Consider the following 15,261-nt stretch of genomic DNA (forward strand, 5'->3'; position numbering starts at 1 on the left):
ACTTATTAAGCAATTCGGAAGTTTTATACATACAAAGGTTAGTTCTATGAACTAACCTTTGCTATTTCTCTATTTATTTTTTTAGAGAAGCTTCATATTCTTTATACTCTTTATCTGTAGCTGGCACTTTAATTTCACCGGCTGTAATTTTCTTTTCAAGCTCTTCTACTTTTGTTAAAATTTCAGGGTTAACTTTTTTCACGTTATCAGTTGTTTTTGAAATACCAATACCGTCATCTTTTAAGCCAAACTCTTCAATTTTCCCGCCTTTTAAATTCCCATCTTTTGCTTCTTTAGCTACTTTTTCTACTGCTACATCAACACGTTTAATCATTGAAGTTAATGTTACATTTTCAGGCATACCTTCCTGATGTTGGTCACGGTCAACACCGATTACCCAAACATTTTCACCTTTTTTCTTACGGTTTTTCGCTTCTGTGAACACACCGTTACCTGTACCACCAGCAGCATGATAAATTACGTCTACGCCTTGACCATACATTGCTGAAGCAAGAACTGTACCTTTTTCAGGCTTATCGAATGCTTCTGCATATTCAGATACGATTTCAATGTTTGGATTTACTGCCTTTGCACCAGCTTTAAATCCATTTTCAAATTTACTAATTAAATCACTTTTCATTCCACCAACAAATCCTACTTTATTCGATTTTGTTGACATAGCTGCTACCGCACCTACAAGGAATGATCCTTCATGATCTTTAAACGTAATACTCGTTACGTTCGGTGCATCTACAACAGTATCTACGATTGCAAATTGTTGTTTTGAAGATTCTTTTGCTACTTCTTTAATTGCACCTTCTAATTTATAACCAATTCCGAATGTTAAATCATATTTATCTTTTGAGAATTTTTTTAAATTCGGAATATAATCAGCTTCTTTTTCAGACTGAAGGTAACGATAATTTGTCTTTTCTTTTAAACCATTATCTTTACCAAACTTTTGTAACCCTTCCCAAGAAGATTGGTTAAATGACTTATCATCAACGCCCCCAACATCCGTTACGAGACCAACCTTGAAGTCTTTATTGTCTTTCGTGTCTTTCTTGTCACTGCTCGCCTTATCCGAGTTACCACATGCACCTAAAACTGTACTTGCTGCTAAAGTTAATGATAATAAAAGGCCTGCTTTTTTCTTCATACTAGAAACCCCTCCAAAAATGATATATATTTATTTATTCTTACGCTGCTGTTCCTTACTTCTTGCTGTCACCTCCCTAAAAAGGAATTTACCTACATACGCTTTCTTAATACGTGGAAGCTAAATTTATCAGCTCTAAAGTAATTGATAGAATATAAGATTGGCTCATCATTTTGATCATAGTGCATTTGTTTTAATACAAGCAGTGCTGTTTCAGGCTCACATTCTAAAATTGGTGAGATTTTAGGGTGATAGCCAATTGGCTCAATGTGAGCAACCGCATATGTTATGCGCTTATGCGTGTTATTATGTATCACCGTTAATAATGATTCCTCATTGTAACCCGATAAGTCTGGCAATATTTCTTTTGCAAGTTTATCGATACAATACACAACAGGTTCCCCATCTGCTGTACGCACGCGTTCAATCATCACTGCATTAAAACCATCTTCACTATTAAACTTCTCTTTTTCCTCTTCTGTTAAAGTTGTAGTAGATGATGATAAAAAGATTGTTCCTGGTGTTTTCCCCACACTAGAAATCATATCTGTAATACTAGAAAGTTGTTCTATTCCAGAAGAAAATAATGGCTTTGCATTTACAAATGTCCCTACACCATGTCTACGAATGACAACATTTTCTTCTTCTAAAATACGCAACGCTTCCCTTAAAGTCGCTCTACTTACGCCAAGTTCTTTCGCTAAATCAAACTCTGATGGTAACTTTTGTCGTTCTTTATAAGCGCCATCTTTAATTTTTTCTTTGATGTGATCAATCACCCGTAGATATAGGTGACGACTATCAGATTTTACTGACATAAGACTCCCCCGCATTTCAATTATTCGACCTCTGATGTAAGACTTCTTTTCTCTTTTTTCAACTTACAACATAGTACAAATGACTAAACACCAAAATAAGTGTAATTGTCGAATAAATAATAATAATTTTTTAAAATAAAATTTTCACTCTTTATTGCATAAAAAAAACTTTGCACCATAAACATTCCTCATTTCGAGAAAAAGTTCGGCACAAAGATCCTTTACATCCTTTGTTACACACTTTTCCCCTCATAGTCTAGCAATTCATGGTTGCCAGGTAGAAACTTATGGACCTTATCTCCAAGATTATATGAGGCAGTGATTCTTTTCGAAGTAATCTTACCACTTGCTCTCATACGTGTCAACAAAATCTAACATTTTTCCGCATTAAATATCGAACATTTACATAAAACATACTCAAAGTATTCGTATTCTAAAGGGCACCCCTAAATGTAAGCCCTTTCTTTATCGCTGAGTATAGTATATAACAAAAACACTATATAAAAAAGCCTAATTGTAAAAACAATTAAGCTTTTTTTAAGAACTTTTTTCTTGTACATCATTAATGAGTACTTCTCTCGGTTTACTCCCTTCATACGGACCTACTACACCATTCATTTCCATTGCATCAATTAAGCGAGCAGCTCGCGTATAACCTACTCTAAACCTACGTTGTAACATAGAAACAGATGCTGTTTGCATTTCCACTACAAGTTGAACCGCTTCATCATATAATTCATCTTCTACTTCCTGCTTCGTATCAAGAACATCTTGCGGAATCATATCTTCTTGATATTGCGCTTTTTGCTGTCCAATAACATATTCTACGACTCTCTCAACTTCATCATCTGATAAAAATGCGCCTTGTACACGTACAGGTTTCGATGCACCAATTGGTATAAACAGCATGTCTCCACGACCTAGTAGCTTCTCTGCACCACCACCGTCAAGAATTGTACGAGAATCTGTTTGAGAAGATACAGCGAATGCAATACGTGATGGAATATTTGCTTTAATAACACCCGTAATAACGTCAACTGACGGACGTTGCGTTGCAATAATTAAATGAATACCAGCAGCACGAGCCATTTGCGCTAGACGCATAATCGCATCCTCTACATCAGACGAAGCAACCATCATTAAATCTGCTAACTCGTCCACAATTACTACAATATAAGGTAATTCGGGTTGTTTCGCTTCTGATTGACTATTATGCTCTTTTATATAATCGTTGTATCCTTCAATGTTACGTGTACCACTATGAGCAAACAATTCATAACGACGTTCCATTTCACTCACAACTTTTTTCAATGCTTGCGATGCTTTTTTCGGATCAGTTACAACTGGCGTTAACAAATGAGGCACACCGTTATATACATTTAGCTCTACCATTTTCGGGTCAATCATCATTAATTTTACTTCATGTGGTTTTGCACGCATTAAAATACTAACAATAATACCGTTAATACATACACTTTTCCCGCTACCTGTCGCACCAGCTACGAGTAAATGAGGCATTTTATTTAGCCGGGCTAATACAGCTTCACCTGTAATATCTCGGCCAAGACCAATTAACAACTTCTCTTCCGGATGATTATTAGCCTTAGAGTCAAGAACTTCCCTCAGCGTTACCATCGAAACTTCTGAGTTTGGAACTTCGATCCCTACAGCTGATTTCCCGGGAATTGGCGCTTCAATACGAATGTCCTTTGCAGCTAAAGCAAGGGCTAAATCATCACTTAAACTGACAATTTTGCTTACCTTTACCCCCATATCAGGATACACTTCATATTTTGTAACTGCAGGACCTCTATGCACTTTTGTTACTTTCGCTTTCACTCCGAAACTTTGGAATGTACGTTCTAATTTACGAGCATTCTCATAAATTTCCGCATTTTCATTTGTAACTTGCTTATTCTTTGGAAATTTTAATATATCAAGTGAAGGAAGCTTGTAATCTTTATTTTCTACATTTGAAAATTGCATAGGAGGTGCTTGCGCTTCACTCTCTAACGATTCAACAATTTTTTCTCCACGCTTTTTCTTTGGTTCTTCAATTGGCGGAGTCTCTTCAATAAACGGTGAAGTGATCAACTCTTCTTGCTCTACTTCGATTCGTTTATCCTCTTCTTCATTTACAGGATAATTCTCAGTGAAATTCGAAATAATCGGAGGATCAATTGAGATTTCTTCCATCGGCTCAATAATTTCTTCTTGTTCTGCAGCACGTTTGCTTCTTGTGCTTCTTGTTGTTTTTTTCTTTTCTGTTTGTTCAGCCGTTCTTTTGGCTCTCCAATCTTTATAATCCCCTTGCATCACTTGAAACTGACTTCTAAGAATTCTACCAACTGGAGCTAACACTTCTCCAATATGCTTATTTGTTATACAAAGTATACCGAGAATAACTAGAATAATACCAATGATATAAGCTCCTACTTCGTCAAATAAGAAGTAACATGTTGCGAACATAAGCGCACCAAACATACCACCACCTAAATGAACGCTATCTGGCCCCTTTTTCATTTCAAGAAAGAAGTTATCTTTCGTACTCACAATAACAGAAGTATTTTGCACTGCTCCATCTTTTGTAAGAAGGTTAAATAATGTAATATGACTAAACATTAATATCGCCAATACAATTAAATAAAATCCAATTAATCGTTTATTTAAAAGGTTCGGCCATCCGCGTTTTATAACAAAGGAAACCGATAAAGCTATTACACCTAACACACCAATTATGTACCACTCACCAAAGAAGAAGCGAAAAAATAACACAAACGATTTCCCTACAACGCCTAGCTGTAAAATCGTAATGATTGAAAGTGCAAAAAGAGTTAAACCGACGATTTCATAATACAAAGTTGGCTTTATCGTACGTCTTGCCTTTGCCTTCGTCCCTCTTTGCTTTTGTTTTGCCATTTCTTCACCTCGTGTTCTACATATAAGTAAAGCTCCCTTCAAAACGCTCTATTTATATGTCTGTTTTCTCTATTTTTCTGGTCTTTATATCTTCTATTTTTACACTTCTTGTAAAATGCTAAATAAACAGAAGAAAGCAGCCTACTCATGGCTGCTCAACCGTCTTGTTTTTTATATTATACCATAGCTTCTAAACAAAATCCTTCTTTTTGCTAAAAGGTTATTTTCTGACCGGGCTCAAACTCTAAATAGTGAAGTGGGTCCGTACTTAGCACACGTACAATAGAATAACATCCATGTTCCTCTTCAGAAACCATTAATTCCACACCATTTATATTTACAACTTTTTGACTTTCACATTGTGAATAATCGACCGGATACACAAGTTGCTCTGGCATAATTGTATATAAAATCATTGTAGCATTGTCCCTTCTGTACTATCTTCCGCACGAACATCTATTAATTCGTTTAATTTTCGAATCGCATTTCCAATACCGCCGACATCATCTATAAGACCGTACTTTACTGCATCCCCACCAATTACATTCGTCCCAATATCTCGCGTTAAATTTCCTTTCGCAAACATAAGCTCTTTAAAACGATCTTCTGTTACTTTCGAGTGCTTCGTCACAAAACGAATGACTCTTTCTTGCATCTTATCCAAATACTCAAATGTTTGTGGCACACCTATGACAAGACCTGTTAAACGAATTGGATGAATTGTCATCGTCGCAGTTTCCGCAATAAACGAATAGTCAGTAGAAACAGCAATCGGTACACCGATGGAATGTCCCCCACCTAAAACTAGAGATACTGTTGGTTTTGAAAGTGAAGCTACCATTTCAGAAATTGCTAGCCCAGCTTCAACGTCACCTCCAACTGTATTTAATATTAAAAGCAAACCTTCAATTTTCGGATTTTGTTCAATCGCAACAATTTGCGGAATGATATGCTCATATTTTGTTGTTTTATTTTGCGGTGGTAATTGAACATGACCTTCCACTTGTCCGATAATCGTTAAACAATGAATACGTGATTCATTCATCTGTGGTACATTTGTCTGTCCAAGCTGTTGAATTTTTTCAACTATTGAAGCCTCTTTTCCAGCTTCTTTTGGCTCAGCTTCTTTTTCTTCATTTGTATATCGATCACGTTCTGTCATTTCGCATCCCCTTTCACTCGTATATAACTATTATTTCTTAAGTTATAAATTTCATTCGATAGGGTTAAAAAGAAAAAAGATCACCCATAAGGGTGATCTTTTTATACTTCCATAATAATCGGTAAAATCATAGGTTTTCTCTTTGTCTCTTCGTACAAGAACTGTCCTAATAATTCACGAATATTTTGTTTTAACATTGACCATTCAATTGAATATTCTTTAATTGACTGCTCAACAATCATACGTACAATCTCTGTAGATCGTTCAATTAACGCTTCTGATTCACGAACATATACGAAACCACGTGAAATGATTTCTGGGCCAGAGATAATTTTCTTTTCATCTTTACCAAGCGTTACAACAACTACTAGTATTCCATCTTGAGATAACATCTTTCTATCTCGAAGAACGATATTACCAACGTCACCTACACCTAATCCATCAATTAAAACATTACCAGCTTGTACTTTACCGACTAAGTTTGCTTCATCGTCACCAAAAGCAATTACATCGCCTTTTTCTACGATAAAGATATTTTCTCTTGTAATACCTACATCTTCAGCTAAATATGCATGTGCTTTTTGCATACGGAACTCACCATGTACGGGTACAAAGTACTTTGGTTTCATTAAATTTAACATTAATTTTAATTCTTCTTGGCTACCGTGACCTGACACGTGAACTTTTCGTTCGCCGTAATAAACAACTTCAGCTCCAGCTCTAAATAACAAATCAATAATTTTTGATACAGATATTTCATTACCCGGAATTGGCGAAGCAGCAATGATAACAGTATCACCTTTACGAATTGAAATTTGCTTATGCGCTTGTTTTGCCATTCTAGATAGAGCAGCCATCGGTTCACCTTGACTACCTGTCGTTAAAATAGCTACCTTTTTCTCTGGGAAGTTGTCTACTTCTTGTAATGAAATAACCATACCTTCTGGAACATCTAAATAACCAAGACGTCTTGCAATGTCTACTACTTTCACCATACTACGTCCTACTACTGCTACTTTTCGCCCTGTTTCAGCAGCAGCATCAAATACTTGTTGAATACGATGTACATTCGATGCAAATGAAGCAACGATAATGCGACCTTCTGCGCCGTAGAACACTTTAGAGATTTCTACACCAACTTCTTTTTCTGAACCTGTATAGCCTGGGCGCTCTGCGTTTGTACTATCAGATAATAAGCAAAGTACGCCTTCATTTCCGATTTGTGCCATTTTACCAAGGTCTGCTCCACTATTTCCAATTGGAGTTTGATCGAATTTAAAGTCTCCCGTATATACGACTGCACCTTTTGATGTATGGAAACAAACGCCAACAGAATCCGGAATACTATGTGTCGTTCCGAAGAATGACACCGTTGTAGTGTTAAATTCTACTGTTAAATTTGAATCGATTGTTTTTAGGTCTACACGGCCTAACATGCCCGCTTCACCAAGTTTTTCTTGTATAAGTCCTACTGTTAATTTCGTTGCATAGACTGGAATAGATAATTTACGAAGTACATACACAATTCCACCAATATGATCTTCATGACCGTGAGTAATAAATAAACCTTTTACTCGCTCTTGATTTTCCACTAAATATGTAATATCAGGAATAACGATATCAATTCCAAACATTTCATCTCCCGGGAACATTAACCCTGCATCTACGATAAAGATTTCAGAATCAATTTCAACACAGTACATGTTTTTCCCGATTTCACCTACTCCACCAAGAGCAAATACTTTAACAGACTCATTCTCTTTTCTCTTCATGTTGTTGCCTGGTTTAAAAATCTTGCAAACACTGATTTCACTAAAATTGCAGAGACACCAGGGGAAACTCTACAACCACCATATTTTCACCGTCCAAGACGAATGTCCTTACCGTTATGCGATATCATGTCCTTGTTTATTTTTTAAACCAGGTTTCACCTCTCTTTCATTATATAAATCAAATATCTTATTCGATATGATATGAAAATTTAATTAAATTATAATTTTTCCCAATTTTGCTAAGCATACCCGTACTAAGCTACTTAGCCATATTATACCTGATACAAGAAATAGAACACAAGTTAAATCGTGCGAAAGAAAGAGGAAAAGAACGGAATGACAACAAAAGTATCGAACGTATTTCCTTTATATTTACTCCGATTTTATACTCCATATTATTTTGAAGAACTAGCCATACATACGCTAAATTCATTTCATAATAGGGAGTTTCAAGATTTATTTTTCTAGAATCCAACAAAAACACTTACAAAATGGAGTTTTTTTATGAATTACGTCACATTTGAGGGGATTTCTCTAAAAACAGACACCGTAGTTTATTACGTTTATGCCATAATATCTATCATTTTTTGACTCAGTTAAAGGGGTACGATTATTTTCTTATACACATAATGAAGAAGCGATTAATATTCTTATAAGAACACATATAAGTAAGAAAAAGAGGAAAAGATTTGCATATAATAAAAAATGACCTAGTTCTACACTAGGTCATTTTTTATTAACGAGGGATAGATTGCATTACAGATTGTAACGTTACTCTTTCTTCTTCTGTTAATGGAAGAAGTGGTAAACGTACAGAACCTACATCTAATCCAACCATTTGTAACGCTGTTTTTACTGGAGTTGGACTTGGCGCCATAAATAATGAATCAGTTACTCTTACAAGTAATTGATGTAATTTTTGTGCCTTCTTAAATTCTCCTGCTTGAAATGCTGTAATCATTTCTTGCATTTCGTTTCCGATAACATGAGAGGCTACCGAAACGATACCTTTCGCTCCAACTGCCATAGCTGGTAACGTTAAACCGTCATCACCGCTGTATACCGCAAAGTCGTCCGCTGTTTTTTCAATGATTTCTGTCATTGTTAACACATCGCCGCCGGCATCTTTAATAGCAACAATGTTTTCTATTTCTGATAAACGAACAACTGTATCAACGGAGATTTGTACAATAGATCGTCCTGGAACGTTATATAGCATAACCGGAAGCGGCGTGCTTTCAGCAATTGCTTTAAAATGCTGATACATTCCTTCTTGACTCGGTTTGTTATAATACGGTGCTACTAGCATTACTGCATCCACACCAACTTCTGTTGCCTTTTTAGTTAAGTCAATAGAAGCATGCGTATTATTGCTACCTGTTCCAGCGATTACGGGCACTCTTTTATCGACAACAGATACGACATGGCGATATAACGCTACTTTCTCTTCTGAAGTTAATGTAGGAGATTCTCCTGTCGTTCCTCCTACCACGATTGCTGTTGTACCGTTATCAATTAAATAATTTACCAATTTCGTTGTCTTTGCAAAATCGATATTCCCGTTTATATCAAACGGTGTTACCATCGCGGTTGCAATTGTCCCAAAATCTATCATGGTCTCACTCCTTATTGTTCCAGTTGCTTTTCTTTTGAAAGCTCAAACGCACTATGTAATGCATTTACAGCCTCCACTAAATCAGTTTCTTTTACAAGAACCCAAATTGTTGTATGACTATCTGCCGATTGCAGGATTTGAATACCTTTTTCCGCTAAAGCTGTAACGATTTTCGCAGTAACCCCTGGGTATCCTGCCATTCCAGCCCCAACGATAGATACTTTCGCACAATGTTCTGTCACAATTGGCTCATATCCGAGGTTCTGTAATAATTTAACTGCATGACTTGATACATTATCACTCACCGTATATGCTACGCCAGTAGGTGAAATATTAATTAAATCAACACTTATTCCTTCGTTCGCCATCTCTTTAAACACATGTTGTTGCAAATCATATGCCGTTTCTTTTGCAAGCACTTTAATTTGCGTTACGTTTGATACGTGGGCAATGCCTGTAACAGGACGTTCTTCTACATCACGACCTCTTGTAGCACCGTCATATGCTGAAATAAGCGTACCTTCACTATCAGAATACGTAGAACGTACACGAAGTGGCACTTTTGCATGCATCGCAATTTCAACTGCACGTGGATGAACGACTTTCGCACCTTGATAAGCCATGTTACAAATTTCGTTATACGTTACAGTTTGAAGATGACGTGCATCTTTTACAATACGAGGATCCGCAGTCATAACACCTTCTACATCAGTGAATATATCGATGTATTCAGCATGAAGTGCAACACCTAATGCTGAAGCTGAAGTATCACTACCTCCGCGTCCAAGTGTTGTCGTATCACCTTTTTTCGTTTGTCCCTGGAATCCTGTAACGACGATTACATCTACATTTTCTAACTCTTCATGTATACGATCGCAATTCATTTCAATAATCTTTGCATTCGTAAAGTCATCATTCGTTACAAAACCAGCTTGTGCACCATTTAATGCTGCTGCTTTTATACCGTTCTCATTCAACATATTAGAGAAAACAATTGCAGAGATTAACTCTCCACACGATAATAATAAATCTTGCTCACGCTTAGAAATAGTAGATTCCTCTTGATTTACAAGACTTAATAACGTATCCGTTGCATATGGTTCACCTTTACGGCCCATAGCAGATACGACAGTAACTACTTTATAACCAGCAGCTAATGATTTTTTTATATGATGAAGCGCATGCTTACGTCCATTGTCATCACGTACTGATGTGCCACCAAATTTTTGAACAATTATTTTCATATTTTGCACCTTCTCTTAGCCGTTTACACTAATTGTAATTTTACTAAGCGCTCTGCAATTTGAACAGAATTCCATGCAGCGCCTTTTAATAAGTTATCAGATACGACCCAAAGATGGAATCCTTTATCGTTATTTAAATCTTTACGGATTCTTCCAACGAATACTTCGTTTTTACCTACTGCAGTAGCTGGCATTGGATATAACTGCTCTTCTGGATTATCTTGTAGAACAATACCTTCCGCATTTGCAAGTAAGCTCTTTAATTCTGCTACTGTTACGCCTTCTTTTTCTACTTCGATGTAAACAGACTCAGAGTGTCCTGATACAACTGGTAAACGTACACATGTTGCCGCTACTTCTAATTCAGGCATATGCATAATTTTTTTCGTTTCGTTAATCATTTTCATTTCTTCAAACGTAAATCCATTATCTTGGAATTTATCAATCTGTGGAATCGCATTAAAAGCAATTGGGAAATGCTTCTTATCACCTGATACAGGAAGAACATTTGCCTTAACTTCTTCGCCATTTAAGATTGCTTGTGATTGTTCATGCAGTTCTTCAATAGCTGCCGCACCAGCACCTGATACAGCTTGATATGTGGAAACGATTACTCGTTTTAAACCATATTGCTGACGAACTGGCTCAAGAGCTACTACCATTTGAATTGTAGAACAGTTTGGATTTGCAATAATACCATTATGTTCTTTTAAGTCGTTTTCATTTACTTCAGGTACAACAAGTGGCACGTTTTCTGTCATACGGAATGCACTTGTATTATCAACAACAATCGCACCGCGTTTTGCTGCTTCTGGCGCTAATTGTTTCGATACAGATCCACCAGCACTAAATAGTGCAATATCTACTCCTTCAAAGCTTTCAGGAGTTGCCTCTTGAACTGTAAATTCTTCGCCTTTAAATACAAGTTTCTTACCTGCAGATCGTTTAGATGAAAGTAACGTTAATTTCCCGATTGGAAATTCTCGTTTCTCTAAAGTATTTAACATTTGTTCACCAACTGCGCCGGTTGCTCCAACTACAGCGACATGAAAAGTTTTTTGCTTTTCCATCACTATGCCCCTTTCTAGATACCAATCCTTCTATAACTTAGAATCAGAAGGAGTATACAATACCCCTTCTAATCTTAATAACGTTAATTTTATCATATTCTACAGTAAGAATGATGGTTTCATCAAAAATTGTCCGTTTTTTTTCGTTTTTTAATTCATATATCTGAATTTTTCTACGACCACCGGTTGCAATTGCTTCCCTTGCAGCGCTTCTAATACTGTATCTTCCAGTAACTCCATACGAGCTACCATTGAGTTCGGTTTTTTCTCTGGCGCATCTTGACCGAATGGGACGAAGTAGATGTTTTTTGTTGCCATTAGGCGCATGAGATTTACCCCATTTAATCCTAAAGCATCATTCGTCGAAACCGCCAATACGACAGGCTTGCCATTTCTTAGCGTCGCTTTTGCTGCCATTAGTACTGGAGAATCTGTCATTGCATTTGCAAATTTACTCATAGAATTTCCTGTTAAAGGAGCGATTACCATGCAGTCTAATGGAATTTTAGGTCCAAGTGGCTCTGCTCCAACAATTGAATTAATTGCTTTAAAACCTGTTATTTCTTCAATCTTCTTAATCCACTCTGCTCCTTCTCCAAATCTAGTATTTGTTGATTGAACAGTGTATGAAACAACAGGACGTACTTCTGCTCCTTCAGCAATTAATTTTTCTAAGTGCGGCATAACTTCCTCATACGTACAATGTGAACCTGTAAATCCGAAACCAATTCGTTTCCCCTTCAAACTCATTTCTTTTCCTCCTCCTTTGCGATTGCATCTGCTGCTAATAACTGAGAAAGAACATTTGCTAAGATTTGCCCAGCCGTTTTTGGGGCAACAATACCTGGTAATCCAGGTGCTAGCAATGCTTTGACTCCTCTTTTTTCTGCATATCTAAAGTCGGTACCGCCTGGTTTAGAAGCTAAATCAATCACTAACGTATGAGCTGGCATTTTTGCAATAACATTCGCTGTTACAACGAGGTGCGGAATCGTATTAATTACAATATCGATATTTCCTACTTCTTTCTCTATGTCTTGCATATGAAAAGGAGAAAACATCATTTCTGTAATACGTGCAATATGTTCAGATCGTCTTGCTCCAACTTTGACATGGGCTCCTAATGATTGAAATGCTCTCGCAACACTCATTCCTGTTCTACCAAATCCTAGAACCATTACATTGGACCCATGAATTGTATAGTCGGTATGTTGAATTACCATCATTAATGTACCTTCTACCGTTGGAATAGAATTGTATATTGCTACATCATCACGATCAAATAATTTAACAAGTTTTCGGTTCGTAGTAGATACGAGATTTTCCAAGTAAGGTGTACCAATACCTGAATATATAGTAAAGTGTTCTGGTGTATTTTCAATTTGTTCTTTCGTTATTGAAACTTTTTCATTTGAAAAAATAGTATCTACTTCTCCTTTGGCATTTGTACCGGCAACCGGCAAAATAATTGCGTCTACAGAAGTGAAATCTAAATTTTGTATACTTTCTTTTGCTGCCCCTGTGAAACCATGATCTAACTGATCAAAACCTATCAAAGAAAGTTTCGCATCCAATTCAACTAGCTTACGAATTACTTCTAGCTGCCTTGCATCTCCTCCTATGACAGCAATATGCATCTCAGTCAACATTCCCTAATTCACCTTCTTTTTCTGTCATTTATAAGAAAAGTGCCTACTTTTTCTTTTTCCTCCACATCATATGTAATGTACGAGTTTATGGTGATTGAAAATCCAAATGCACATATGATTTATCAGGTTTCTATGTAGATACAAAAAAAGATGACCAAAATGGCCATCCTTCACTCCGAATTTGAACGATCTATACTATCACAAAGAAGCATATCGTGTCCGACTTTCTTTATTTGACTCCATGCCACCCTTACTTCTTGTGGTTCCTTTTTAAAACCTCCCCACTTCCCTACAGGTATTATAAGTGTTTGTATTTGCCCGTCTTTCTCATTAATCTCTAAATCCATATAACCTAAGACTCCCATTTTTTCCGCTTTTTCTATATCTACAACCTCTTTACCACTTAATTCACTTAATCGCATACACACTCCACTCCCCTAATGAATTTTTCATTTGCATTGTCTATAATTAGTACCTATTCTATATGTATAAAAAAAATAACCTTCTCTCATTTAAAAAGAGAGAAGGTTATTTTTTATACATCGTAAAAATTGATTATAGTTTTATTCCTTTTGGAAGTTTTCCGTCTGGACTAATAAGTGCCGCAGAGAACTCGTCAGTAAACATATTGCGAATTAATCCGTCCACATTTTCTTTTGTTACAGTGTTTACACTTTCAATAATCTCATCAAGTGAACGATGTTTACGAAGAAGCAATTCATTTTTACCGTTACGGCTCATACGGCTATTTGTACTTTCTAAACTTAACATTAAGTTTCCTTTTAATTGCTCTTTACTATTCATAAGCTCTTTTTCTGTAATACCTGTATTTTTCAATGTCTCTAATGTTTCTTGCATTGTTTCATACAATGTATCTAATTGTTGGCTACCTGTTCCACCGTAAAGTGTTAACATGCCTGTATCTTCATAAGAAGAGTGGTAAGAAAATACTGAGTAAGCTAATCCACGTTGCTCACGTACTTCTTGGAATAAACGGCTACTCATGCTACCGCCTAAAACATTATTTAATACAATTAAGTTATAAATATCTTCGTGTCCCATTTGTAAGCCTTTATATCCTAGACATAAATGAGCTTGTTCCGTTTCTTTTTTACGGGCTACCTTATTGAAATGGAAAATTGGGCTATGTACTTGTTCACGGTTTGTTGTTCCTTCATAACTACCGAAATATTGCTCCACTGTTTGTAAAAATGCTTCATCAATATTTCCTGCGATTGATACAACTACATTTTCAGGTGTGTAATGATCTTTTATATATTGACGTAACGTATCACCTGTAAACGTATTAAGCGTTTCTTCTGTTCCTAAAATAGGATATCCAAGTGGATGCGTTTCATATGTTGCTTTCGTTAACATATCATGCACAATCTCATCTGGAGCATCTTCGTACATTTTAATTTCTTCACATACGACATTCTTCTCTTTTTTCAGTTCTTCCTCATCAAATGTTGAATTAAAGAACATGTCTGCTAAAACATCTAAAGCATATTTAGCATGCTCATCTAATACTTTTGCATAGTAACATGTATATTCTTTTGAAGTAAATGCATTCACTTGACCACCAATGCTATCAAATGATTCTGCAATCTCTCGTGCACTACGTGTTTCTGTCCCTTTAAAGAACATATGCTCTAAAAAGTGAGAAATCCCGTTATTTTTTTCATTTTCATTTCTTGATCCCGCATGGATCCAAATACCAATCGCAACCGATCTTACAGTTGGTATATTCTCCATAACTATTCTTACACCATTTTTACAAGTATATTTTTTAATCAAAAACTTTCCTCCTACTGCCAGTTTCTCTAAATAAGTGCTATTATTTAATGATAACA

Annotated in this window: 13 protein-coding genes and 1 riboswitch; all 13 genes read right to left on the reverse strand. The window is 36.2% G+C overall.

Annotated features, from left to right (window positions below; genetic code table 11):
- Positions 1-73: 73 nt before the first annotated feature.
- Positions 74-1,159 carry a BMP family lipoprotein gene (locus tag BC_RS18900; protein WP_000725771.1) on the reverse strand — a complete coding sequence of 362 codons (1,086 nt, stop codon included), beginning with the start codon at positions 1,157-1,159 and terminating at the stop codon, positions 74-76.
- 92 nt (positions 1,160-1,251) lie between these two features.
- Positions 1,252-1,977 (reverse strand): GntR family transcriptional regulator, encoded by a 726-nt coding sequence (locus BC_RS18905; protein WP_000114182.1) that lies wholly within the window; start codon positions 1,975-1,977, stop codon positions 1,252-1,254.
- Between the two features lie 232 nt (positions 1,978-2,209).
- A riboswitch (purine riboswitch) is annotated at positions 2,210-2,311 on the reverse strand.
- Between the two features lie 203 nt (positions 2,312-2,514).
- The gene (locus BC_RS18910) at positions 2,515-4,896 is read right to left on the reverse strand and encodes a DNA translocase FtsK (RefSeq protein ID WP_001118781.1); all 2,382 of its coding nucleotides are present in this window, start codon (positions 4,894-4,896) and stop codon (positions 2,515-2,517) included.
- A 212-nt stretch (positions 4,897-5,108) separates the two neighbouring features.
- A complete protein-coding gene (locus BC_RS18915; RefSeq protein ID WP_000605036.1) occupies positions 5,109-5,312 on the reverse strand; it encodes a YlzJ-like family protein in 204 nt (67 codons plus the stop codon).
- A complete protein-coding gene (gene tepA, locus BC_RS18920) occupies positions 5,309-6,058 on the reverse strand; it encodes a translocation-enhancing protein TepA (RefSeq protein WP_000139806.1) in 750 nt (249 codons plus the stop codon). The genes BC_RS18915 and tepA overlap by 4 nt, the downstream gene beginning before the upstream one ends.
- Positions 6,059-6,159: 101 nt before the next feature.
- Positions 6,160-7,830 (reverse strand): ribonuclease J, encoded by a 1,671-nt coding sequence (locus BC_RS18925; RefSeq protein ID WP_000823075.1) that lies wholly within the window; start codon positions 7,828-7,830, stop codon positions 6,160-6,162.
- Between the two features lie 736 nt (positions 7,831-8,566).
- Positions 8,567-9,445 carry a 4-hydroxy-tetrahydrodipicolinate synthase gene (gene dapA, locus BC_RS18930; RefSeq protein WP_000564763.1) on the reverse strand — a complete coding sequence of 293 codons (879 nt, stop codon included), beginning with the start codon at positions 9,443-9,445 and terminating at the stop codon, positions 8,567-8,569.
- 11 nt (positions 9,446-9,456) lie between these two features.
- A complete protein-coding gene (dapG, locus tag BC_RS18935; protein WP_000692451.1) occupies positions 9,457-10,689 on the reverse strand; it encodes an aspartate kinase in 1,233 nt (410 codons plus the stop codon).
- Between the two features lie 23 nt (positions 10,690-10,712).
- The gene (gene asd, locus BC_RS18940; RefSeq protein WP_000414846.1) at positions 10,713-11,759 is read right to left on the reverse strand and encodes an aspartate-semialdehyde dehydrogenase; all 1,047 of its coding nucleotides are present in this window, start codon (positions 11,757-11,759) and stop codon (positions 10,713-10,715) included.
- A gap of 150 nt (positions 11,760-11,909) precedes the next feature.
- The gene (dpaB, locus tag BC_RS18945) at positions 11,910-12,509 is read right to left on the reverse strand and encodes a dipicolinate synthase subunit B (RefSeq protein ID WP_000053596.1); all 600 of its coding nucleotides are present in this window, start codon (positions 12,507-12,509) and stop codon (positions 11,910-11,912) included.
- Positions 12,506-13,408 carry a dipicolinic acid synthetase subunit A gene (gene dpaA, locus BC_RS18950; protein ID WP_000954735.1) on the reverse strand — a complete coding sequence of 301 codons (903 nt, stop codon included), beginning with the start codon at positions 13,406-13,408 and terminating at the stop codon, positions 12,506-12,508. The genes dpaB and dpaA overlap by 4 nt, the downstream gene beginning before the upstream one ends.
- 170 nt (positions 13,409-13,578) lie before the next feature.
- Positions 13,579-13,830 (reverse strand): YlmC/YmxH family sporulation protein, encoded by a 252-nt coding sequence (locus BC_RS18955; RefSeq protein WP_001239759.1) that lies wholly within the window; start codon positions 13,828-13,830, stop codon positions 13,579-13,581.
- A 133-nt stretch (positions 13,831-13,963) separates the two neighbouring features.
- Positions 13,964-15,205: a M16 family metallopeptidase gene (locus tag BC_RS18960; RefSeq protein WP_000593002.1), complete on the reverse strand. Its 1,242-nt coding sequence runs from the start codon at positions 15,203-15,205 to the stop codon at positions 13,964-13,966.
- Positions 15,206-15,261: the final 56 nt, after the last annotated feature.

The organism is Bacillus cereus ATCC 14579 (genome assembly GCF_000007825.1).
Classification (GTDB): domain Bacteria; phylum Bacillota; class Bacilli; order Bacillales; family Bacillaceae_G; genus Bacillus_A; species Bacillus_A cereus.